Source organism: Rhodococcus koreensis (assembly GCF_900105905.1).
GTDB lineage: Bacteria > Actinomycetota > Actinomycetes > Mycobacteriales > Mycobacteriaceae > Rhodococcus_F > Rhodococcus_F koreensis.
This window is the reverse complement of the sequence record NZ_FNSV01000005.1, coordinates 5305681-5332642: the sequence shown is the minus strand read 5'-3', so window position 1 is coordinate 5332642 and position 26962 is coordinate 5305681. Positions and strand designations below refer to the sequence as shown.

The following is a 26962-nucleotide window of genomic DNA, read 5'->3' as shown; positions in this document are numbered from 1 at the left end:
TTGTCCGAAAATTTGACCATCGCGGTAGGTTATGCGACTCTTCCTTAGTCAAATCCATAGGTTACCCAAACCTAACTAGAGCTTTTCCGTAGTCGGTCCCCGGAGCACGAGTCGTCACCCGCTGCTCCCAGCAGATAAGAGAACGACCCTTGGAACCGGCAGAATTCGCGGCTGGTAGCCCCGCCCGCACCGAGACCAGTGGCAGCGACGACGCTGCGCGCCCCTTCGCACTGACCGCCGCTCAGCGCGGGATCTGGTTCGCCCAGCACCTCATGGGCGACGTGCCGATCACGATCGCGCAATACGTCGACATCGAGGGCGAACTGAATGTCGACGCCCTGCGACGTGCAGGTCAGGCCGCTGCCCGCGAGATCGGCAGCGGCATGCTCCGCATCATCGAGGTCGACGGCGAGCCGCTCCAGACGGTCGACTTCACCCTCGACGACGGGGTGGAGCATCACGACTTCCAGACCGAGCCGGACCCCCACGCCGCCGCCCTGCGCTGGATGCGCGCCGACTACACCGCCCCGCTCGACCTGCTCTCGGACCGGCTGATCCGCGGCGCCACGCTGCAGATCGGCGAGCACCACCACCTCTGGTACTGCCGCATCCACCACATCGCGCTCGACGGGTACGGCGCGATGAAGTTCATGAACCGGGCCGCCGAGTTGTACACGGCCGAGGTCCGGGGCGTGGAATCCGCGGTGTCGGTGGCGGGCGACCTCCGGGACGTCTCGGCCGCCGAGGACGTGTACCGCGGTTCGTCCCGGTTCCTCTCCGACCGCGACTACTGGGCCACCCGCTCCCGGGACCTTCCCGCGCCGACCGGGCTCGCGGGCCGCAGTGCCCCGGCGCAGGCCCGGTCGCGATGGCACGGCGGGCCGGTGCCCACCGGCATCGCCCGGGCGGTGGATGGGGCCGTCGAGCGTCTCGACTCCGCCTTCGCCGCCGTCGCCGTGGCGGCGACCGCCGCGTTCGTCGCCCGGATGACGGGTTCCGACGACGTCGTTCTCAGCCTGCCCGTGTCGGCCCGCACCAACGCGGTGCTGCGCCGGTCGGGCGGCATGGTGTCCAACGTGGTGCCGCTGCGGGTGTCGATCACCCCGGACACGACGGTCGCCGCGCTGGTCTCCGCCGTCCAGCTCGAACTCACCGGCGCGCTCCGGCACCAGCGGTACCGCAGCGAGGACATCCGGCGCGACGCCGGCGCCGCCCGGGATCAGCGGGGCTTCTTCGGGCCCGCGATCAACATCATGAACTTCCACTCCGAGATCACCCTCGGCGAGCTCACCGGGCAGTTCCACGTGCTGTCGACGGGACCCGTCGAGGACCTCTCTGTCAACCTCTACCCGAGTGTCGCGGGGAGTTCGTCGCGCATCGATTTCGAGGCGAACCCGGCCCTGTACGGCGACGAGGAGCTCGCCGGGCACCACGCGCGCTTCCTCGACCTCCTGGCCCGGTTCGCCGACGCGGACCCGGGCGCAAAGGTCGCCGCCCTGGACGTGCTGACCGTGGACGAGCACGCGCAGCTCGTGCCCGCGGCCGGCCCGCAGGCACCCGCCCCGGCGCTGCTGGCCGACCTGTTCGAGGCGGGGGTCCGCGCGAACCCGGACGGCACGGCACTGATCCTCGGCGGCACCACGATCGGCTACCGCGAACTCGACGAGCGCAGCACCGCGCTCGCACGTCTGCTGCTGGACCGCGGGGTGGGCCCGGGCGACTTCGTGGCCGTGTCGTTCACCCGGTCCGTCGACTCCGTGGTGGCGGTGTGGGCCGCGGGGAAGTCGGGCGCCGCCTTCGTCCCCGTCGACCCGGCCTACCCGGCCGAGCGCATCGCGCACATGCTGTCCGATTCCGGGGTGACCCTGGGGCTGACGGCGACGGCGCACCGCGACGTGCTCGCGGGAACCGACGTCGACTGGCTCGCCCTCGACGACCCCGCCCTGGCATCTGCGTGCACGGAAATGGCGGTGGCGCCGGTGACGGACGCCGACCGTCCGGCAAAGCTGATGCCGCAGCATCCGGCGTACATGATCTATACGTCCGGCTCCACGGGCACGCCGAAGGGTGTGGTGGTCACGCACACCGGACTGGCCACGTTCGCCGCGTCCGCCCGTCCCGAACTCGGGGTAACGTCCCGGTCGCGGGTCCTGCGTTTCTCCTCGTCGAGCTTCGACGCGTCCGTGTTCGAGATGGTGCAGGCGTTCAGTGCGGGCGCGGGGATGGTGATCGCACCTGCCGACGTCTACGGCGGCGACGACCTCGCGGCACTGCTCCGAGCGCAGCGGGTCACCCACATCATCAGTGCGCCCGCGGTGCTGGGCACCGTGGACGCCACCGGTCTCGACTCGCTCGAGGCCGTGGTGGTCGGCGGCGATGTGTGCCCGCCGGATCTCGTCGAGCGCTTCGGCAGTCGCTGCCGCCTCTACAACAGCTACGGCCCCACCGAGTCGACGATCGTCATCACCATGACAGATCCGCAGACCGACCCCGCGGCGATCACCATCGGCGGTCCGATGCAGGGTGCACGCGCACTCGTCCTGGACCGCTGGCTGCGGCCGGTGCCGCGCGGAGTGACGGGAGAGCTGTATCTCGGCGGCCCCGGACTCGCCGAGGGGTATCACGGCCGATCGGGTCTGACGGCGTCCCGTTTCGTCGCCGACCCGTTCCCCGCGGCCACGGGCGACCGCCTGTACCGCACCGGCGACCTCGTGCGATGGAGCCGCGGCGACAGTCCCGTGCTCGAGTACGTGGGGCGCAGCGACTTCCAGGTGCAACTGCGGGGACTGCGCATCGAACTCGGCGAGATCGACGCGGTGCTGTCGGCACACGAGTCGGTGGACTTCGCCGTGTCCGCCGTGCACGAACGTGACGGTGGCACGCCGGTGCTGGTGTCGTACGTGCGAATCCGGCCGGATCACCGTTTCGATCCCGCCGCGCTGGCCGCGTTCGCCGGTGAATTCCTCCCGGCGCACATGGTGCCGTCGCTGACGGTGCCGCTCGACACCATTCCGCTGACACCGGCGGGCAAGGTGGACCGCAACGCACTGCCCGCACCCGAATTCGACATCACCGCAACGCCGTTCCGCGCACCGTCGACGCCGATCGAGCAGATCGTCGCCGACGCGGTGGCCGAGGTGCTGCACGTCGAGGCCGTGGGCGTCGACGATTCCTTCTTCGCGCTCGGCGGCGACAGCATCGTCGCGATCCAGCTGGTGTCGCGGGCCAAGGCCGCCGGTGTGGTGTTCACCCCGCGGGACGTGTTCGAACGCAAGACCGTTGCCGGCCTCGCCGAGGTCGCGGTCGACCTCGCGGCGGCGCAGAAGTCGCGTCTGCCCGAGCTGCCCGGCGGGGGAGTAGGCGTCCTGCCCCTCACGCCGATCGGCCGCGATGTCCTCGGTCGCAGCCGCGGCAACCGTACCAACCTCGATGCCTTCTATCAGGCCGTGACGCTGACGGCGCCCGCCGACCTCGACCTGCCACGGCTGCACCGGACCGTCGCCGCGATCCTCGACCACCACGACGCGTTGCGCTCCCACCTCCCGGCGGACGGCCAGGAACTGATGGTCGAGCCGGCCGGATCCGTGAGCGCCTACAGCGCCGTCACATACGTACGTACCGATTGCGTTCCGGGCAACGCACAGTTCGACGCGGTACTCGACGCCGAGTGCCGGGCCGCGGCAGACCGTCTCGACACGGCCGCGGGTGTGATGCTGCAGTTGGTGTGGATCGACCCCGTCGATGCGCGCGGAGTACTCCTGGTGGTGGCCCATCACCTAGTGGTCGACGGAGTGTCCTGGCGAATCCTCGTGCCGGACTTCGCCACCGCCTGGGCACAGGTGGCCGCCGACCGCACCCCCGAACTGCCGCCCGTCGCGACGTCGGCCCGCCGTTGGGCCCATGCCCTCGTCGAGACGGCCGAAACCGACTCGGTGCTAGACGAACTCGACGCCTGGCGGTCCATCCTCGACGGCCCCGTTCCGGCACTCGGTTCCCGCCCGCTCGATCCCGCCGTCGACACCGGCGCGACCACCGGCCGGGTGTCCGCCGAGATCGGACCCGACGTCACCGCCGACCTCCTCACGACCCTGCCGACCGCGTTCCGCGGGAGCGTGACCGACGGCCTCGTGACGGCACTCGGTCTCGCGTTCGCCGCGTGGGGCGGCGACCGCACGCTACTGCTGTCCCTCGAGGGCCACGGCCGCGACGAGGCCCTCGTGCCCGGCGCCGACCTGTCGCGCACCGTCGGCTGGTTCACCACCGCCTACCCGGCCCGGATCGCACTGGGCGCGCTCGATATCGCGGATGCACTGGCCGGCGGGCCTGCCGTCGGGCGGGCCGTGAAGACGGTCAAGGAGCAGCTGCGTCGTATTCCCGGGAACGGCACCGGTTTCGGGCTTCTACGCCACCTCCGCGACGACAGTGCCGAGATCCTGAACTCCCTGCCCTCACCGCAGGTCAGCTTCAACTACCTCGGACGCGTCGGCGCGGGCGACCTCCCGGACGCGGTGCGCGAGAACGGGTGGATTCCCGACGCCACCCGGATCGACGTCAACGCGTTCAGCGGCGCCGGACTGTCGACCGCCTTCGTCCTCGACATCAATGCGTCGGTCGGCGACGACGGCAGGCTGTCCGCTACGTTCGACTTCCCGTCCGGTGTGCTCACCGCGTCCGACGTCGAGCGGTTGGCGGAACTGTGGCGGACGGCGCTCGAGGCGCTGGCTTCGCACGTGCGGGGTGGGGGGCCCGCCGGACTGACCCCGTTCGACGTTCCGCTGGTGTCCGTGGACCAGGATCGGATCGAGCTGTGGGAGAACAGTTACGGACCGCTCGACGACATCTGGTCGTTGTCGCCGCTGCAGTCGGGTCTGCTGTTCCACGCCGGGCTCTCGGCCGGCGCGGTGGACGTGTACACCGCGCAGATCGTGCTGGAACTCGGTGGCGACGTCGACGCGAGCCGGTTGCACCGCGCGGCGCAGCGCCTGCTGGATCGGCACGCGGCGCTGCGGACCGCGTTCGTCTACGACACCGACGGCGTCCCAGCCCAGTTGGTCCTCGATTCGGTGACCGTGCCGTGGCGCGAGATCCACGTGCAGGGGTCCGGCGGATTGGACGAACTCGTCGCCGCCGAGCGCGCGACGCGGTTCGACATGGCGGCACCACCGCTCCTGCGATTCGTGCTGGCACATTCCGGCGACCGGTCGACGCTGGTGATCACCAACCACCACATCCTGTTCGACGGCTGGTCGATGCCGCTGTTCGTCAAGGACTTCCTGCTGCTGTACGCGTCGGACGCGCCGATCGCGGCACCCGCGCGCCCCTACCGCCGGTATCTGTCGTGGCTCGCCGGACAGGACCGCGCCGGCGCGCTCGACGACTGGGCCGCCGCCCTCGAGGGAGCCACCGAACCGACCGTCCTCGCCCCGCAGCACACGGGCCAGGGGTCGACTCCCCGGGACGTCGACATCCCGGTCACTGCTGAGGTGGCCGAACAGCTAGTCCGCATCGCCCGCGAGCACGGCGTGACCGTCAACACGGTGATTCAGGCAGCGTGGGGAATCCTGCTGGGCGGATTGCTGTCCCGTGACGACGTGGTGTTCGGCGCCACCGTCTCCGGACGTCCGGCCGACCTCCCCGGCGTCGAGGAGACGCTCGGGTTGTTCATCAACACCGTTCCCGTCCGTCTGCGCCTCGATCCGGACGAACCCGTGTCGTCCCTCCTGCGCCGGCTGCAGGACGAGCAGGTGCGGCTGCTCGACCGGCACCACGTCGGTCTCACCGAGATCCAGTCGGTCGCCGGTCCGGGCAGCGTGTTCGACACCCTCACCGTGTTCGAGTCGTACCCCGTCGACCGCGCGGCACTGGACCCCGATACCGACATCGACGGACTGCGGATCCGTGGTATCGACGTCACCGACGCCACCCACTACCCCCTGGCGCTCGTCACGGTGCTGGAGCCGGAACTGCATTTCACGCTGGAGTATTCGGCGGATGCGTTCGGCGCGGACGACGCCCACCGGGTCTCGGAGCGGTTCGCGCGGGTGCTGACGGCGATGACCCGGCCGCACACCCCGGTCGGCGCCGTCGATCTGCTCGGGGACGCCGAACGCGCTCGCACCCTGCAGGCGTGGAACGCGACCGATCACGCGATCGACGCCCTCACCCTCGTCGATCTCCTGGGCGACGCCGCGCTCCGCACACCCGACGCGGCGGCGGTCACGTTCGGGCAGGAGACGCTGTCGTACACCGAGTTCGACTGCCGGGCGAACGCCACTGCTCGCCATCTGATCTCGCAGGGGGTGGGCCCCGAATCCATCGTGGCCGTCACGCTGCGCCGGTCGCTCGATCAGCTCGTCACCCTCCACGCCGTCGTCCGCGCGGGCGGGGCCTACCTGCCCGTCGACCCCGACCATCCGCAGGCCCGCATCGCCCACGTACTCGGCAGCGCCCGCCCTGCGCTGGTGCTCGCGACCGCGGCCGACACCGGGGTCGTCCCCGACGGCCTGCGCACGGTGCGGGTGGACCGGCTCGACCTGTCCACCGTCGCGACGACACCGCTGTCCGACGCGGAGCGTCTCGCCCCGCTGCGCCCCGGCCACCCCGCGTACGTGATCTATACGTCGGGTTCGACGGGACGCCCGAAGGGTGTGGCAGTGTCGCACGCCGCGATCGTCAACCGGCTGCTGTGGATGCAGGACAGCTACCCCCTCGAAGCGCAAGACGTGGTGCTCCACAAGACCCCGGCCACGTTCGACGTATCCGTGTGGGAACTGTTCTGGCCGTTGCTGACCGGCGCCCGCACCGTGATCGCCGAGCACGACGGGCACCGGGACCCGCACTACCTGTCGCGGCTGATCCGCGACGAGGGTGTCACGACGCTGCACTTCGTCCCCTCGATGCTCGACGTGTTCCTCGAGCACGCCGACACCGCGCTCTGCACGACCGTGCGGCAGGTCTTCGCCAGCGGTGAGGCGCTGCCGCGCACCACCGTCACGCGCTTCCACCGCCGGTTCGGTGCCGCGCTGCACAACCTGTACGGGCCGACCGAGGCCGCGGTGGACGTGACGTTCCACCGCACCGATCCGTCGGCGACCGGTCCGGTGCCGATCGGCGCCCCCGTGTGGAACACCCGGGTGTACGTCCTCGACTCCCGGCTCCGCCCGGTGCCCGTCGGTGTTGCGGGCGAACTGTATCTGGCCGGCACCCAACTCGCCCGCGGGTACGTCGGACGCCCCGACCTGACATCCGACCGGTTCGTGGCCGATCCGTTCTCCGCAGGCGGTGCCCGCCTGTACCGGACCGGCGACCTGGTGCGCTGGACCGACGGCGGGGAGCTGGAGTATTTGGGCCGCACCGACTTCCAGGTGAAGCTGCGTGGACAGCGACTCGAACTCGGCGAGATCGAGGCCGTACTCCTGAACCATCCCGACGTGGCGCAGGCGGCCGTCCTGGTGCGCGGGGAAGGTTCTGCCGAACGGCTCATCGGCTACGTCGCTCTCCGGTCCGGAAGCACCGCGGACCCCGAGCGGCTGTCCGCTCACGCGGCTGCGGAGTTGCCCTCCTACATGGTGCCGTCGGCGTTCGTCCTCCTCGACGCGCTGCCCCTGGGTCCCAACGGCAAACTCGATCGCCGGGCACTGCCCGAGCCCGCACTCGCGACCGCCACATTCGAACCGCCGGCGACGGCCGCGGAGATCGCCGTCGCCCGGATCTTCGCCGACGTCCTCGGCGTCACGGACGTCGGCGCCACCGACAACTACTTCGACCTCGGCGGCAACTCGTTGACCGCCACCCGGGCGGTCGCCCGGATCAACGCCGAACTGGGTTCCGCGCTCGGTGTTCGGGAGTTGTTCGATGCTCCCACCGTCCGCGCTCTCGCGGCAGCGTCGACCGCGGATCCCGGGCACACCCGTCCCGCCCTCGTCGCCGGCAGGCGCCCGTCGCGGCTGCCGTTGTCTCCGGCGCAGTACCGGATGTGGTTCCTCAACCGTTTCGACACGACGTCCGGCGCCTACAACATCGCCGCCGCGCTGCGGCTCACCGGAGAGCTCGACGTCGACGCGCTCGGCGCGGCCGTCGGCGACGTCATCGCGCGTCACGAGGTCCTGCGCACCGTCTACCCCGATTCCGCCGACGGACCGCACCAGGTGGTGCTCGACAGGACCACCGCTGACCTGGCGCCGGCCCCGACCACGGAGCAGGAACTTCCGTTCGCCGTCGAAGACCTCGTGACCCGTGGCTTCGACGTGACGGCGAACGTTCCGCTGCGCGTGGCCCTGCTCCGCGTCACGCCGGACGAGCACGTGCTGGTTCTGGTGACCCACCACATCAGCGCCGACGGCTGGTCGATGGGACCCCTGGCCCGGGACGTCATGTCCGCGTATGTCGCCCGCGCGGCGGGCACCGCACCCGAGCAGCCACCGCTGCCCATGCAATATTCCGACTACGCCCTGTGGAAGCTCGACGTCCTCGGCGACGAGGGCGACGCCGGATCGCTCGCCGCCCGACAGATCGACTATTGGACGAACACCCTCGCCGGGTTGCCGGAACGGATCGAACTCCCCACCGACCGTCCGCGACCGCACGTCGCGTCGCACCGCGGTGACACCGTCGACTTCGCCCTCGACCCCGAGACGTACGGCGCGATCACCGCACTCGCCCGCACCGTGCGGGCGACCCCGTTCATGGTGCTGCACACCGCCCTGTCCGTGTTGCTGTCCCGGCTGTCCGGTAGCACCGACGTCGCCGTCGGCACCCCGGTGAGCGGCCGCGGGGAGGCCGCACTCGACGACGTGGTCGGCATGTTCGTCAACACTCTGGTCCTGCGCACACAGGTCGACCCGGCGCTGACGTTCGGCGCGCTCGTCGAGCAGACCCGCGGCACCGACCTCGCCGCCTACGCGCACGCCGACATCCCGTTCGAGCGCCTGGTGGAGATCGCGAACCCGGCCCGCTCGACCGCCCATCACCCGCTGTTCCAGGTAGTGCTGTCGATCGACGACGTCGCGCCGCCGAGCATCGACCTCCCTGGACTGACCGTCGCGGCTCTTCCGCTCGACGAGGCCGTCGCCAAGTTCGACCTGCAACTGTCGGTGACGGAGAACGCGGACGGGTCCGGCGCCCGGGGCAGGTGGACGTTCGCCACCGACCTGTTCGACCTCGCGACCGTCGAGGCGTTCGGGCGCAGGCTCGTCCGGATTCTCGCCGCCGCGGTGTCGGAACCCGCCCTCGCGGTCGGTGACATCAACCTTCTCGACGACACCGAACGCGCCGCTCTCGTCACCCGCACCGCCATCCGGAACCCCGGAAGCCGCACGCTTCCAGAGATTCTCGCCGACGGTGCCGCTGTGGGCGGCACGGCGCTGGTCACCGAGGACGGGGAACTGTCCTATGCGGAACTCGATGCCCGCTCGAATCGCCTCGCCCGGGCTATTCTCGCGCGGGGCGCGGGCCCCGAAACGGTGGTCGCGGTGGCGCTCACCCGCTCCGCGCTGTCCGTGACCGCGGTGTGGGCGGTGGCCAAGACCGGTGCCGCGTTCGTGCCCGTCGACCCGGACTACCCCGCGGATCGCATCGAGCACATGCTGACCGACTCCTGCGCGGCTCTGGGCCTGACCGACTCCCACACGTCGGCGACCCTGCCCGGAACCACCGACTGGCTCCTCGTGGACGACCCGGAACTGGGTGCGGGCGCATCGGCCGATCCGATCACCGATGCCGACCGGACGCTGCCGTTGCGTGCCGAACACCCCGCCTACCTGATCTACACGTCGGGTTCGACGGGAATCCCCAAGGGTGTCATCGTCACCCATGCCGGTCTCGAGGCGTTCGCAGCCGAGCAGGTAGAGCGATACGCACTCGACCCTCTCAGCCGGACGCTGCATTTCGCGTCACCGAGTTTCGACGCGTCGATTCTCGAACTGCTGATGGCGTTCGCCGCAGGCGCGACGCTCGTGATCGTGCCGACCGCTGTGTACGGCGGGGAGGACCTCGCATCCCGGATCCGCGACCGGCGGGTGACCCACGCCTTCGTCACTCCCGCCGCGCTCGCCACCCTCGACCCGAACTCGCTGCCGGATCTCGGGACCGTGGTGGTGGGCGGCGACGCCTGCGATGTGTCTCTGGTGGAGAAGTGGGCACCCGGCCGCCGGATGTTCAACGCGTACGGGCCCACCGAGTCGACGATCATGGCAACCCTGTCGGGTCCGATGACGGCGGGCGACCCGGTGCGGATCGGCGCGCCGATCCGGGGAACCACTGCGCTGGTGCTGGATTCGCGGTTGCACCCCGTTCCCGACGGTGTCGTGGGTGAACTCTGTCTGGCGGGGCCCGCGCTGGCCCGCGGCTACCACGACCGTCCCGCGCTCACCGCCGAGCGTTTCGTGGCGAACCCGTACGCCCCCGGGCGCCTGTACCGCACCGGCGATCTGGTGCGATACACCCCGAACGGTGAACTGGAGTACCTCGGCCGCGCCGATTTCCAGGTGAAGATCCGCGGCTTCCGCATCGAACTCGGCGAGATCGATGCCGCGGTCGCGGCGCACCCGAGCGTCGAATTCGCGGTCACCACCGCGGTAGCCGTCCGAAACGACGCGACGGCGCTGGTTACCTACGTGCTGCCCGCCGACGGATCTGCTGTCGACCCTGTCGAGGTGGCGGCGCACGCCGCCGGCCTCCTGCCCGGCTACATGGTGCCGTCCACCGTGATGGTGCTCGACCGGGTTCCGCTGACCCCGGCAGGCAAGGTGGATCGCACGGCCCTGCCCGAACCCGTCTTCGCGGTTCGCGCGTACGTGGCCCCGCGCACCGACACCGAACGGCTGGTCGCGGCCGCCTACACCGACGTGCTCGGTGCCGAGATGGTAGGAGCCGAAGACGATTTCTTCGACCTCGGCGGCAACTCGCTGAGTGCCACCCGGGTGATCGGCCGGGTCAACGAGTCGGCGGGCACGTCGCTGGCAGTGCGGGTGATCTTCGAGGCGCCCGGCGTCGCCGCCCTCGCCGCGGTGATCGACACGGCCGAGCGCGGGGACCGCCCGGTGCTCGCCGGCATTGCACGGCCGGATCGTATTCCGCTGTCCGCGGCGCAGTCCCGGATGTGGATCCTCAACCGCTACGACCCCGAGTCGGTGGCCTACAGCATCCCGCTCGTGCTGCGCCTGTCCGGCGACCTGGACACCGCCGCCCTCGATGCGGCACTGCGGGACGTCCTGGAGCGCCACGAGGCGCTGCGGACCGTGTACCCCGAGTCGGCCGACGGTCCGTACCAGCGGATCGTTCCCCTGGGCGACCTCGTCGTGGATCTCGAACCGCGCCTGGCCGAGGACGAAGACCAGCTGTTCGCACTGCTGACCGCCGAGCTGTCGACCGGATTCGACGTGACGACGGCGGTCCCGTTGCGCAGCAGCATCTTCCGACTGTCACCGGACGAACACGTCCTCGTCGTGGTGGTGCACCACATCAGCGCGGACGGTGCGTCGATGGGGCCGCTCGCCCGCGACCTGATGCTGGCGTACACCGCACGCGCCGGGCACCGGGAACCGGAATGGTCACCGCTCGCGGTCCAGTACGCCGACTACAGCGTGTGGCAGCGGCAGCTTCTCGGCGACGAGACGGATGACCGCAGTGTCGCAGCGCGTCAGGCCGCGTACTGGCGTCAGCAGTTGCGCGGTGCCCCGGAGCTGCTCGAACTTCCCACCGACCGGCGACGCCCGGCCGTGGCGTCGCTGCGCGGGGAGGTCGCGACGTTCCGCCTCGACAGCGCACTCGTCGAGCAGGCCACCGCATTCGGAGGCAGCCACGGCGCCACCCTGTTCATGGTGGCGCACGCGGCCCTCGCCACCCTCCTCGCGCGCCTCGCCGCCACCACGGACGTGGTGGTGGGCACTCCCGTCGCGGGCCGCGGCGAGCAGGCGCTCGACGATCTGGTGGGCATGTTCGTGGGGACACTCGCGCTGCGCACCCACATCGATCCGGCGCACTCGTTCGCCGAGGTGCTGGGACATGTCCGGGAGACCGATCTCGCGGCGTACGACAACGCCGACCTGCCGTTCGAGCGGCTGATCGATCTGCTGCAACCGGCTCGCTCGCAGGCGTATTCGCCGATCTTCCAGGTGGCGCTGTCGCTCGAGGACCAGACCGTAGACCAGCTCGCCCTGCCCGGGTTGTCCGTGTCCGCCATGGATCTCGGTGTGGTGCCCGCGAAGTTCGATCTGCAGTTGACCCTCCGTCCCGACGGCACGGGGATGGCGGCGTCGTGGATCTTCGCCACCGATCTCTTCGACCGCGCCACGATCGACTCGTTCTCCGTCCGCTTCGAGCGGATCCTGCGGGTCGCGATCACCGAACCGGGGCGCGCGGTCGGCGACCTGGACCTGCTGGACGCCGCCGAACGCGCCACACTGACCGTGCTGCCCGCACCCTCCGCCGTGGCCGCGCGGACGTTGCCGGACATCTTCGCTCGCGGAGCCGAACACGGCGGGATCGCACTCGTCTCGGAGGAGGGCGAACTCTCCTACGCCGACCTCGACGCGCAGTCGAACCAGTGGGCGCGCGTGCTCATCTCGCACGGCGTCGGGCCGGAAACGGTGGTGGCGCTGGCACTTCCGCGGACGGCGCGGGCCGCACTCGCCGTGTGGGCCGTGGCCAAGACGGGCGCCGCGTTCGTGCCCGTCGATCCGAGCTACCCGCGCGAACGCATCGAGCACATGCTCGCCGACTCGGGTGCGACGCTGGGGTTGACCGACACCGCCACCGCGGCGGTGCTGCCCACCGGCGCCGAGTGGCTGTTGCTGGACGACTCCGCACTCGTCGCGTCGGCCGCGCCGGTCACCGACCGCGACCGCACGACGCCGCTGCGCCTGACACACCCGGCGTACTTGATCTACACGTCCGGCTCCACCGGAACTCCCAAGGGCGTCACGGTCACCCACACGGGTCTGAGCGCGTTCACGGCGGAGGCGCGCCCCGAACTGGGTACCACGCCGCAGTCCCGCGTGCTCCGGTTGTCGTCGGCGAGTTTCGACGCCTCCGTGTTCGAGATGATCCAGGCGTTCAGCGCCGGGGCCACCCTCGTGATCGCACCGCCGTCCGTGGTCGGCGGCGAAGACCTCACCGCCCTGCTCCGCGACCAGCGCATCACCCACGTGCTCACCGCCCCGGCGGCACTGAGCACCGTCGACGCCCGTGCACTCGACGACCTGCGCACCGTCGTCGTCGGGGGCGAGGTGTGCCCGCCGCAACTGGTCGAACAGTTCGCCCCGGGTCGTCGCTTCTTCAACAGCTACGGACCCACCGAAACCACCATCGTCGTCACCATCGGTGAACCGCTCACCCCGGGCGACGACATCACCATCGGCAGCCCGCTCGACGGCGCACAGGCACTCGTCCTCGACTCCCGGCTGCGGCCCGTGCCGCGCGGTGTCACGGGTGAGCTGTACCTGTCCGGCCCCGGCCTCGCCCGCGGCTACCACGCCCGGCTCGGCCTGACATCGGAACGGTTCGTCGCCAATCCCTTTGGATTCCAAGGATCCCGGATGTACCGGACCGGCGACCTCGTGCGGCTGCGCACCGACGGGCAGCTCACCTATGTGGGCCGCGCCGACGCCCAGGTCAAACTGCGGGGCCTGCGCCTCGAACTCGGCGAGGTCGAGGCCGCGCTGTCCCGGCATCCCGATGTGGTCGCCGCGGCAGCGTCCGTCCACCACCACCCTCGGCTCGGCGATCAACTCGTCGGCTACGTCGTGCCCGCGCCGGGCACCAGCCCCGACGTCTCCGGCATCCTGGCGGCGGCGGCCGAACTCCTGCCCCGCGCGCTCGTGCCGGCGACCGTCACACTGCTCGACTCCATTCCGGTCACCCCGGCCGGCAAGATCGACCGCCCGGCGCTGCCCGCCCCGACGTTCGCGGCGCGGACGGAGTTCCGGGCGCCGTCGACCGCGTCCGAACTACTGGTCGCGCAGGTGTTCACGGATGTTCTCGACGTCGAGCGGGTGGGCGCCGACGACAGCTTCTTCGAGATCGGCGGCAACTCCCTGTCCGCCACACAGGTGATCGCCCGCCTGCGCGCTGCCACGGGCACGTCCCTGTCCGTGCGGTCGCTGTTCGACGCACCCACCGTCGCGGCGCTGGCCGCCGCCGTGGACACCGCCGGACAGTCCGACCGTCCTGTCCTCGAGGCACGTCCGAGATCCGATCGGATTCCGCTGTCCCCTGCGCAGGCGCGGGTGTGGTTCCTCAACCGGTTCGACCCGGCCTCTGCCGTCGACAACCTGCCGCTCGCCCTCCGCCTGACCGGAACGCTCGACGTCTCCGCGCTGCGGACAGCTCTCGGCGACGTCCTCGAACGGCACGAGGCGCTGCGCACGATCTACCCCGATTCACCCACCGGGCCGCACCAGGTCCTGCTGTCCACCGAATCGGCGCTCCCGGACCTGACCGTGCTCGCCGTGAACGAGGACGAGGCACTGCAGCGGGCCCTGGAGTTCGCGACCACCGGATTCGACCTTGCCATGGAAGCACCGCTGCGCGCGGGACTGTTCGCGGTCTCCGAGAACGAGCACGTTCTCGTCGTGGTGGTCCATCACATCGCCGCCGACGGATTCTCGCTCGCGCCGCTGGCCCGCGACGTGATGCTCGCCTACACCGCCCGCGCGCAGCAGGACGTGCCCGCGTGGTCGCCGCTCCCGGTCCAGTACGCCGACTACAGCCTCTGGCACCGCGAACTGCTCGGCGACGAGCACGACCCCACGTCGCTCGCGTCCCGCCAAACCGACTACTGGGCACGCACTCTCGCCGATCTGCCTGACGAGCTGCCCCTGCCCACCGACCGGCCGCGCCCGCGTCGACAGTCGCACCGCGGCAGGGAACTGACGTTCACCGTCGACGCCCACACCCACGGGTTGCTGCGCGAACTCGCGGCCGCCCGCGACGCCAGCCTGTTCATGACCGTGCACGCCGCATACGCACTGTTCCTGAGCCGGTTGTCGAACACGGCGGACATCGCGGTGGGGACTCCGGTCGCCGGTCGCGGCGAGCAGGCCCTCGACGACGTCGTGGGCATGTTTGTCAACACCCTGGTCCTGCGGGCACAGATCGACCCGGCGGCCACGTTCGAGGAACTGGTGGAGCGCACCCGCGACGCCGACCTCGGCGCGTTCTCGCATGCCGACGTTCCGTTCGAGCGGTTGGTGGAAGTACTCGATCCCGTCCGCTCCCAGGGGCGGCACCCGCTGTTCCAGGTGGCCCTGTCCTTCCACAATCTCGCCCCCGCCACGTTCGACCTGCCGGGACTCGAGGTCTCGACCGTCCCGGCCGAGCTGCAGACCGCCGAGTTCGATCTGCATCTGACGCTCACCGAGCAGGCCGAGGGCGGTATCCACGCGTCGTTCACCTACTCCACCGACCTGTTCGACGCCTCGACCGTCGCCACGTTCGCCGAACAGTTCACGCGCATCCTGCGGGCCGTTGCCGCCGACCCGTCCACAGCGATCGGTGATGTGTCGTTGCTCGATTCGGGTGAGTACGACGAGCTGGTCGACATTCGCAACCGCACGGTCCATCCGCTGCCCGAGGCCCTGCTGCTCGATGCCTTCGCCGATCAGGTTCGCCGGACCCCGGACGCAACGGCGATCGTCTTCGAGGGCGAATCGCTGACCTACCGGGAGTTCGCGGCCCGGGTCAACCAGGTCGCGCGGGTCCTGATCGCCGAGGGTGTGGGTCCGGAATCGTTGGTGGCGTTGGCCATGCGCCGCTCCGTCGACCTGGTCGTCGGCATGTACGCGGTCCTGACCGCCGGCGGCGGCTACGTGCCCGTCGACCCGGACCACCCCACCGACCGCATCGGCTACATCCTCGACGCCGCCGACCCGACCTGCGTCCTGACCACCACCCGGGACGCCTTCACGAGCGACAGGCCCGTCCTCCTTCTCGACACCCTCGATGTCGACGGCGTTTCCTCGGCGCCGCTGACGAATTCGACGGTGCACCCGGACGGTGTGGCGTACGTGATCTTCACGTCCGGTTCCACCGGCAAACCGAAGGGCGTAGCAGTCACCCACCGCGCCATCGTGAACCAGATCGCGTGGATGGCGAACCAGTATCCGCTGGGCGCCGGCGACGTGTACCTACAGAAGACGGCGACGACGTTCGACGTGTCGCTGTGGGGCTTCTTCCTGCCGCTCCGGGTCGGTGCCACCCTCGTGGTCGCGACCCCGGACGGGCACCGCGACCCGCAGTACCTCGCCGAGTTGATCGACCAATACGGCATCACCGCAACCGACTTCGTCCCGTCCATGCTCTCCGTGTTCGCGGGGTCCGTGGATCCACAGCAGATCACGTCCCTGCAAGACGTGTTCGTGATCGGGGAGGCCCTGCCCGCCGCCACCGTCCACGACTTCACCGACATCTCACCGGCCCGGGTCCACAACCTCTACGGACCCACCGAAGCCGCCGTCTCCATCACCTACGCCGACGTCACCGACACCCCCGAGGGCGGCGCCGTCACCATCGGCACCCCCGAATGGAACAGCCGCACCTACGTCCTCGACTCGAGACTGCACCCCGTCCCCGCCGGAGTCCCCGGCGAGCTCTACCTCGCCGGCATCCAGTTGGCCCGCGGCTACCACGGCCGCGTCGACCTCACCGCCGACCGCTTCGTCGCCGACCCCCACGGCGCACCCGGCGAACGGATGTACCGCACCGGCGACCTCGTCCGCTGGACCACCACCGGCGAGTTGGATTACATCGGACGCACCGACTTCCAGGTCAAATTCCGCGGCCAACGCATCGAACTCGGCGAAATCGAAACCGCCCTCCTCACCCACACCGGCGTGTCGCAGGCCGCGGTCCTCGTCGTCCCCACCCCCACCGGCGACCACCTCGCCGCCTACATCGTCCCCACCACCGGCACCGACCCCGACACGAACACTCTGCGCACCCACATCGCGCACTCCCTGCCGACCTACATGCTGCCCGAAACCATCCTCGTCCTCGACAGCTTCCCCCTCGGCACCTCCGGCAAACTCGACCGAAAAGCCCTACCCACACCAACATTCCAGACCCGCACCTTCCGGGCCCCGACCACCCCCGCCGAGACCTCCGTCGCTCACACCTTCGCCGACGTCCTCCACCTCGACCGCATCGGCCTCGACGACGACTTCTTCGCCCTCGGCGGCAACTCCCTCATCGCCACCCAGGTCGCAGCCCGACTCGGCCGCGCCCTCGACACCCGCATCCCCGTCCGCGAACTCTTCGAAAACCCCACCGTCGAAGCACTCGCCGCCCGCGTCGCCGGGCTCGCCGGCACGGGTGGCGGGACGGCACTCGAGGCGGCCCCGCGTCCCGAGCGAATCCCGCTGTCGCCGGCACAGAACCGGATGTGGTTCCTCAACCGCTTCGATCCCGAGTCGGCCGCCTACAACCTTCCGCTCGCCATCCGGCTGACCGGAATCCTGAACGTCGCGGCCCTCGACACCGCCGTCCACGACGTGCTGGAGCGTCACGAGTCGCTGCGTACCGTGTTCCCCGACGACGGGGACGGCCCCGTGCAGGTGATCCTGCCCGCAGACCGGGTCGACCTCGATCTCACCCCGGTCGACGTGACCGCCGACGAACTTCCGGACGAGGTTCGCCGCACCCTGCACGGCGGCTTCGACGTGACCGCGGGAATCCCCATCCGGGGAAGGCTTCTGCGCACCGCCGTCGATGAATACGTGCTCGTGATCGTCGTGCACCACATCAGCGGCGACGCCGTGTCCATGGGCCCGCTCGCCCGCGACGTCATGGTCGCCTACACCGCCCGAAGTGCGGGCCGGGCGCCGGACTGGTCACCGCTGCCGATGCAGTACGCCGATTTCGCGATCTGGCAGCATGCGGCACTCGGCTCCGAGACCGACCCGGAATCGTTGTCCGCACAGCAGATCCGGTACTGGACCGAAACGCTGTCCGGGCTCCCGGACCTGCTGGAGCTGCCCACCGATCGTCCCCGCCCGGCCGTGCCGACGCAGCGCGGCGACACTGTGCGCTTCGACATTCCGGCGGCGACCACCGTGGCACTCGAGCAGACGGCCCGCGATCACGGCGCCACCGTGTTCATGGTGCTGCACGCGGCGCTGGCGATCGTGCTGTCGCGGCTGTCGTCGACGTCCGACATCGCCGTCGGCACCCCGGTCGGGGGTCGCGGCGAGCAGCACCTGGACGACCTGGTCGGGATGTTCGTCAACACCCTCGTCCTGCGCACGCACGTCGCGGCGCACGAGAGCTTCACCGAACTCCTGACACGGGCGCGGGACACCGACCTCGGCGCGTACGGGCACGCGGACATCCCGTTCGAGCGGCTCGTCGACGTCCTGGCCCCCGCCCGCACGCAGGCCCACACACCGCTGTTCCAGGTGGCGCTGTCATTCGAGCATCGCGGCGTCACGCGATTCGAATTGCCGGGTGTGACCGTGGAACCCGTTCCGTTCGAGGCGGACACCGCCCAGTTCGACCTCGCGTTGGTCGTTTCCGAGGGCGAGTCGCCGGCCGGATTGTCGGGCGCGTTGCGCTTCGCCACCGACCTCTTCGACCGCACGACCGCGGAGGACTTCGCCCGGCGGTTCGTCCGTGTCCTCGACGCCGCCGTGTCCGACCCTGGCGCGATCGTCGGCGACATCGACCTCCTGGATCCGGCCGAGTGGGCCGCGGTCCCCGTTCGAGGTGTGCCGTCGGCGCCCCCGGCCACCCTCGCGGGCCTGATCGACGCCGCCGTCCGGACCGATCCGGAGTCGTCCGCGCTGAGCTGGAACGGTCGGGAGTACACGTACCGCGAGGCGGACGAGTGGTCCACGCGGCTGGCCCGGGTGCTGCTCGCGCACGGTGTGGGCCCGGAAACGTTCGTGGCCCTGGCCCTCCCGCGTTCGCTCGAATCGGTGCTGTCCGTGTGGGCGGTCGCCAAGACGGGTGCCGCGTACGTGCCGGTGGATCCGACGTACCCGGCGGATCGCATCGCGCACATCCTCACCGACTCGGGCGCCACCCTCGGTGTCACGCTGTCCGGTGAGCGGGCCGCGTTGCCGGACACCGTTGTCTGGCTGACCCTCGACACCGCCGACGTGGCCGCCCGGCACGAGTCCGCGAGCTCCGAACGGATCACCGACAGGGACCGGATCCGCCCGGTCCGCGTCGAGAATCCGGCGTACATGATCTACACGTCGGGCTCGACGGGTCTGCCCAAGGGCGTCGTCGTCACCCACGGCGGCATCGCGAACCTCGCCGCCGAACGTCGCGAGCACTACCGCATCGAACAGTCGTCCCGGTTCCTGCACAAGGCGTCGCCGAGCTTCGACATGGCGGTCGGCGAGATGGTGTCGGCACTGAGCGCCGGCGCCACGCTGGTGATCACACCGACCGAGATCGTGGGCGGCGACGAACTGTCCGGCCTCCTGGACCGTCAGCGGGTCACGCACGCGCTGATCACCCCGGCGGTGCTGGCCACGATGGATCCGGGTGGACACCCGCAGTTGCGGGTGCTCGGTGTCGGTGGCGAGGCGTGCACTCCCGAACTGGTGGCCCGCTGGCAACCCGGCCGCACCATGCTCAACGGCTACGGGCCCACCGAGGCCACCGACATCTCCACGGTCGGCGACCTCGTATCCGGTGCACCCGTCACGATCGGGCACCCGGTCCGCGGCTTCGAGATCATGGTCCTCGACACCCGGCTGCGCCCCGTCCCCGCAGGCGTGCCCGGCGAGCTGTACGTCGCGGGACCGGCACTGGCCCGCGGCTACCACGCCCGGCACGGCCTCACCGCCGAACGGTTCGTCGCCAACCCCCACGGCGCACCCGGCGACCGCATGTACCGCACCGGCGACGTCGTCCGCTGGACCGGAACGCACGGACTCGAGTACTTCGGCCGCGGCGACAGCCAGGTGAAGATCCGCGGCAACCGGATCGAGCTGGGGGAGATCGAGTCGGCGGCGACCCGGCACGACACGGTGGCTCAGGCCGCCGTCGTCGTCCACGACACCCCGTCGGGTCAGCGTCTCGCGGCCTACCTCGTGCCTGCCGCCGGTCAGGCACTCGATACGGACACGATCCGCCGCCACCTCGAGGATGCTCTGCCGGCGCCGATGATCCCGGACGCCTACGTGGTGATCGAGGCGCTGCCGGTGACGGTGAACGGGAAACTCGACCGCGCGACGCTGCCCGAACCCGTGTTCGTCACCACGTCCGCGCGGTTCCGGGCACCGGTCACCGACACCGAGAAGGTCCTGGCGGCCGTGTTCGCCGAACTTCTCGGCGCCCCGACGGTCGGCGTCGACGATTCGTTCTTCGGCCTGGGCGGCGACAGCATCGCGTCGATCCAGCTGGCATCGCGGGCGAAGGCCCACGGTCTGGTCATCTCGCCTCGGGACGTGTTCGAGCACAAGACCGTTGCCGCCCTCGCACAGGTCGCGGCCCGGGCCACCGACACCGAACCCGTCGTGCTCGAGGAACTTCCGGGTGGCGGTGTCGGCCCGCTGCCGCTCACCCCGGTGATGCGGCTGGTCACCGAACGGGGTGGCACGCTCGACCGCTACTCGCAGTCGGTCGCGCTCGAGTTGCCGGTGGGCATCGACCGGGCAGGTCTGCTCGCGACGCTGTCCGCCGTGATCGATCAGCACGACATGCTGCGTGCCCGTCTCGTCGGCGAAAACACGCTGGAGGTGGCACCGGCAGGCGCCGTCGACGTCGCCTCCCTCGTGCACCGGATCGACTGGGATCCGCGTGTCGATCCGACGGAACCGGCACGCCAGGAACTGGATTCGGCGCTGGGCCGCCTGAATCCGCGGGCCGGCATCATGCTGCAGTTCGTCTGGCTCGATCCGGTGGGCACACCGGGACGCAGCGGCCGTCTGATCGTCGCCGCCCATCATCTCGTGGTCGACGGCGTGTCCTGGCGCATCCTGATTCCGGATCTGATCGCCGCCTGGGCGCAGATCTCGTCCGGTGGAGCCGCGACGCTCCCGCCGGTCGGCACGTCGATGCGGCGATGGGCGCACGCCCTCACCGAGGATGCACGCAGCACGGAACGTGTTGCGGAACTGCCTCTCTGGCAGCGGATTCTCGACGGTCCCGATCCGACGCTCGGAACCCGGCCGTTCGACCCCGCCGTCGACGTCCTGGCGACGGTCGACCACGTGCGCGTCGAACTCGACGCGTCCGTGACGCGATCACTCGTGACCTCCGTTCCGGCTGCCTTCCGCGGCGGTGTGGGCGACGGGCTGATCGCCGCGTTCGCCCTGGCCGTGAGCGCCTGGCGACGACGCCGGGGCATCGAGGAGCCGTCGCTGCTCCTGCAACTCGAGGGCCACGGACGCGAGGAGCAGGCGGCGCCCGGCGCCGATCTCTCCCGCACGGTCGGGTGGTTCACCAGCGTGTATCCGGTCCGTCTCGACCTCGGCGGCATCGACGTCGACGCCGCCCTGGCGGGGACGGCCGACACCTCCCGTGCCGTCAAGGCCGTCAAGGAGGACCTGCTCGCGGTGCCCGCCCGCGGACTGGGCTACGGGCTGCTGCGCCATCTCAACTCCGAGACCGCCGCCGCGCTGCAGCAACTCCCGACCCCTCAGATCAGCTTCAACTACCTGGGCCGGGTCTCCGAGGCCGACATCCCGGAGGAGTTCGCGCACCTGGGCTGGACCCCCGCCACGGACATCGACGACCTCCGGGGCGCCGGCAACGACGACATGCCCGCCGCCGCCGTTCTCGACGTCAATGCGATCGTCACCGGCGTGGACGGCGAATCCCGGCTGACCGCCACGTTCTCGCATCCCCGGGAACTGCTGTCGGATACGGACGTCCGGGAACTGGCCGACCTGTGGACGCGCGCGCTCACCGCGGTCGCCGCGCACGTGGACAGCGGGACCGCGGGCGGGCTCACCCCGTCGGACGTACCCCTCGTCCTGGTGGGGCAGCGCGACCTGGAACTGTGGGAAGAGCAGTTCGAGGCGCTGTCCGACGTCTGGTCGCTGTCGCCGTTGCAGCACGGGCTCGCGTTCCACGCACAGCTCGCGCAGGACACGGTGGACGTCTACACGACGCAGACGGTGCTCGAACTCGGCGGCGTCGTGGACGCCGACCGGATGCGTGCGGCGATCTCCGCGCTGCTCGATCGGCACCCGAACCTGCGCACCGCGTTCGTCGGCGCGAGCACCGGCGAGCTCGTCCAGGTGGTCCTCGACCGCGTGCAGATTCCTTGGCGCACCATCGATCTCGGGGCCATGGACGAGGCCGCCCGGGTGGCTGCGCGGGACGAGGCGCTCGCCGCCGACCGCGAACGCCGATTCGACCTCGCGTCGCCCCCGCTCCTGCGGTTCACGCTGATCGACGACGGCGACGGCCACCACGCCCTCGCCGTGACGCTGCACCACATCCTCGTCGACGGCTGGTCCATGCCGCTGCTGCTGAAGGAACTCCTGGTCCTGTACGCCACCCGGGGTGACGCGTCCGTGTTGCCACGGGTGCCGTCGTACCGCGCGTTCCTGTCGTGGCTGGCGTCGCGCGACCGCGCCGCGTCCCGGCAGGTGTGGGCCGACGCGCTGACCGGCGTCGAGCAGCCGACGCTCGTCGCCTCCGACGGTCCCGGACTACCGGGACCCGCAGAGGTGGCCGCGGTGGACGCGGACGCCGGACCCGGCCTCTCCGCGCAGCTGACCGCGCTTGGCGCGGAACTCGGTGTCACGCTCAACACGCTCGTCCAGGCCGCGTGGGGAATCCTGCTGTCCCGCATGCTCGGCCGCGACGACGTCGTGTTCGGGGCGACGGTGTCGGGCCGGCCGGCGGAGCTCGAGGGCGTCGAGTCGATGGTCGGCCTGTTCATCAACACCCTGCCCGTGCGGGTGCGCGTCGACCCGGACGAGTCGGCGGCCGGCCTCCTGATCCGCGTGCAGCGGGAACAGGCCGCCCTGCTCGATCACCACTACCTCGGCCTGAGCGACGTGCAGCAGACCGCGGGCAGCGGCGCGCTGTTCGACACGCTGACGGTGTTCGAGTCGTATCCCGTGGACACCGCGGCGCTGGCCGAGGTGACGTCGATCGACGGTATGACCGTCCTCGGCGTGTCCGGCGAGGAAGCCACCCACTACCCGCTCACCCTCACGGTGTTCGACGAAAAGGGGTTGCGGTTCACGCTGAGGTATCGCACCGACGTGTTCGACGCGACGTACGTGACCGCGCTCCGCGCACGGCTGTTGAAGGTGCTCGCCGCGCTGGTCGCCGACCCCGCCGCAGCGATCGGCGGGATCGAGATCCTCGACCCCGAGGAACGCACTGCCCTCGCCCCGGTCCGTGGTCTGCCGACCGCAGCGCCGGCCACCCTCGCCGGGATCATCGACGCCGCCACGACTTCCGCGCCGGACGGGATCGCGCTGTCCTGGAAGGGTCGTGACTGGACGTACCGCGAGGCGGATGCCTGGTCGAACCGTCTGGCGCGGCTGCTGCTCGCGCAGGGCGTGGGACCCGAAACGTTTGTCGCGGTCGCGTTGTCGCGGTCGGTGGAATCGGCGCTGTCGGTGTGGGCGGTGGCCAAGACCGGTGCCGCGTACCTCCCGGTCGATCCCACCTACCCGATGGACCGCATCGACCACATGCTGTTCGACTCCGGCGCCCACCTCGGCATCACCGTCGCCGGGGAGCGGGACGCCCTGCCGGACAGCGTGTCCTGGATCGTCCTCGACGAACTCGCGGACGCACTCGAAGCCGCGCCGGCCACCCCGGTGACCGACGCCGAACGCGCGCGGCCCGTGCGCGTCGAGAATCCGGCGTACATGATCTACACGTCCGGCTCCACCGGGCGGCCCAAGGGCGTCGTGGTCACCCACGGCGGGCTGGCGAACCTCGCGACCGAACGTCGCGAGCATTACCGCGTCGAACAGTCGTCGCGGTTCCTGCACAACACCTCACCCAGCTTCGACATGGCGGTCGGCGAGATGATGTCTGCCCTCTCCGCTGCAGCGACTCTGGTGATCACCCCGCCGAGCGTGATCGGTGGGGACGAACTGGCGGCCTTCATCCGCGGTGAGCACGTGACGCACGCGCTGATCACCCCGGCGATGCTGTCGTCGATCGACCCTGCGGGCCTGGAGGAACTGCGCGTCCTCGGTGTCGGCGGCGAAGCATGCACCCCCGAACTCGTCGCCCGCTGGCAGCCGGGCCGCATCATGCTCAACGGCTACGGACCCACCGAGGCGACCGACATCTCCACCGTCGGCGACCTCGCAGCCGGGCAGCCGATCACCATCGGGCACCCGGTGCGCGGATTCGAGGTCATGGTCCTCGACGCGCGACTGCGTCCCGTCCCCTCCGGGGTTTCCGGCGAACTGTACGTCGCGGGACCGGCACTGGCCCGCGGCTATCACGCCCGGTACGGCCTCACCGCCGAACGGTTCGTCGCCAACCCCGACGGCGCACCCGGCGACCGCATGTATCGCACCGGCGACGTCGTCCGCTGGAACGCGGCGGGAGAATTGGAGTACTTCGGCCGCTCGGATCACCAGGTGAAGGTCCGGGGCTATCGCATCGAACTCGGCGAAATCGATGCCGCCGTACTGGAACACCCCGACGTCGACTACGCGATCACGCTCGGCCGCCGCGGCCCGTCCGGCGACACGGTGCTCGTGTCGTATGTGGTGCCTGCCGCGGGATCCGCCCCGGATCCCGCGCGGATTCGAGCGTTCGTGTCCGAGTTCCTCCCGACGCACATGGTGCCGTCGGCGGTGGTGTGCATCGATTCCGTCCCGCTCACGCCCACCGGGAAGCTCGACGTGGATGCGCTGCCCCGCCCCGATTTCGTTGCCGCCAAATACCGTCGGCCTGCCGAGGGGCACGAGAGCGCGATCGCGACGGTCTTCGCCGAAGTCCTCGGGGTCGACCGGGTCGGCGCCGACGACAACTTCTTCGACCTCGGTGGCACGTCGCTGTCCGCGATGCGGGCGGTGAGCCGTCTGCGGGCGAGCAGCGACGTGACCGTGTCGCTGCAGTGGCTGATGACCGAACCGACACCGGCCGCGATCGCCGCGCGCATGGACGCGGCCGACGGCGACACCGCGGACACCGCCCTCGACGTGGTCTTCCCGATCCGGGCCGACGGCGCGGGTACGCCGATGTTCTGGATCCACCCGATCAGCGGACTGTCGTGGTGCTACACGGGATTCGCCGAGCACATCGACAACGACCGGCCCGTCTTCGGCATCCAGACCCCGGCCGTCGCCGGGGAGGTGCTGCCCGGCTCGATCGAGGAACTCGCCGCCCGGTACCTCGCCGAGGTGCGGAGGATCCAGCCGGACGGTCCCTACGATCTGGCCGGCTGGTCGATCGGCGGCGTCATCGCCCACGCGATGGCGGTGCAACTGCAGGAGTCCGGACACGCGGTCGGCTCACTGGTGATGCTCGACAGCTTCGCGGAAACGCAGCAGTCGCAGGAGATCACCGAACAGCCGGCACCCGGGGACGGCGAGGACACGGCCGCCGTGCTGTCGGCCCTGAGCCCCGAGCACGTGCGCCGCCTGACCGCGGCCGCGCACCACAACGCGGGCCTCATGCGCGACTACCGGCCGGGACTGTTCGACGGGGACGTGCTGTTCTTCACGGCGGCGCACGACGACCCGACGCTGCGGCGAGCGGTCGGCACCTGGCGTCCCTGGGTGAACGGGCGGATCACGAATCACCCGGTTCAGTCGAATCATTGGCAGATCACCGAACCGGCCGCGGTCCGGGTGATCGGCCCGCTGCTCGCCGACTACCTCACCGACGGCGCGAATCACGTTTCGAGAATGGAGATCGACCGATGAGACTGTTCACCGCGGGCGTGGCCACCGTGGCCGCAGCGTTGCTCCTGGGCCTGCCCGGCCCGGTGGCGACGGCCGAGCCCGCCGACGGCGGTGCGGTGGTGGCGCCGAGCGCGTCCGGCAGCCTCGACCGGATCGAGAAGATCGACGATCGTCGCTGGAACGTCTTCGTGTACTCGCCGTCGATGAACGAGGTCGTGGAACTGCAGGTGCTGCGCCCCGCCGACACCAGCGTCCCGCGTCCCACGCTGTATCTGCTGAACGGGGCCGGAGCCGGTGAGGACGGCGCCAACTGGATTCGGCAGACCGACATCGTCGACTTCTTCGCCGACAAGAACGCGAACGTCGTGATCCCCGTCGGCGGCTACATCAGCTATTACACCGACTGGCGGAACGACGACCCCGTCCTCGGGCGCAACAAGTGGCAGACGTTCCTCACCGAGGAACTGCCGCCGGTGCTGGACACCGCGCTCGGCGCCAACGGTGTGAACGCGATCGGCGGACTGTCGATGTCGGCCGGCTCGGTGATCGACCTCGCGGTCCAGGCACCGGGCCTGTACCGGGGTGTCGCGTCGTACAGCGGTTGCGCGATGACCAGCGACCCGATCGGTCAGAACCTGGTCCGGCTCGTGGTCGAGGTGGTCGGCGGCGGCAACACCGAGAACATGTGGGGCCCCACCGACGACCCGGCCTGGACGGCGCACGACCCCTACGTCAACGCGGACAAACTCCGCGGGCTCGAGTTGTACATCTCCAACGCCAGCGGACTGCCCGGACCGTACGAGACCCTCGACGCCGTCCGCCCCGCCGCGGCGCCGCCGCTCCCGGACCAGATCGTGATCGGCGGCGTCATCGAGGCGGCGACGAACTACTGCACGCACCGGCTGGTCGACCGGCTCGACACCCTCGGCATTCCCGCGACCGTGAACTTCCGGGACACCGGCACACATTCGTGGGGCTACTGGCAGGACGCCCTGCACGAATCGTGGCCCGTCCTCGCCCGGGCCCTCGAACTCACCTGACACCAGCCGTATGTCCTCGTCGTCGAGCGGAGTATCGGCGGCCATGCACTGTGTGAACCGACGGCGAAGACTTGGTGCCCGAGTTGCACTTCTGATGGCAGGCTTTTGCGCGAGCACGAAGCCGCCGAATTGCGG

General features: G+C 70.5%; 2 protein-coding genes. Both read left to right on the top strand.

Annotated elements, in window-relative coordinates; all coding sequences use genetic code 11:
* Positions 1-149 precede the first annotated feature (149 nt).
* Positions 150-25808 (top strand): non-ribosomal peptide synthetase, encoded by a 25659-nt coding sequence (locus tag BLV94_RS28830; protein ID WP_072945037.1) that lies wholly within the window; start codon positions 150-152, stop codon positions 25806-25808.
* Complete coding sequence (locus tag BLV94_RS28825) at positions 25805-26827, top strand: alpha/beta hydrolase (RefSeq protein ID WP_072945035.1); 1023 nt, start codon at positions 25805-25807, stop codon at positions 26825-26827. Before BLV94_RS28830 ends, BLV94_RS28825 begins: the two co-directional genes overlap by 4 nt.
* Positions 26828-26962 lie beyond the last annotated feature (135 nt).

Excerpts from the sequence above, each read along its gene's own strand:
- BLV94_RS28825 (WP_072945035.1), top strand. The coding sequence starts at position 25,805 with ATGAGACTGTTCACCGCGGGCGTGGCCACCGTGGCCGCAGCGTTGCTC.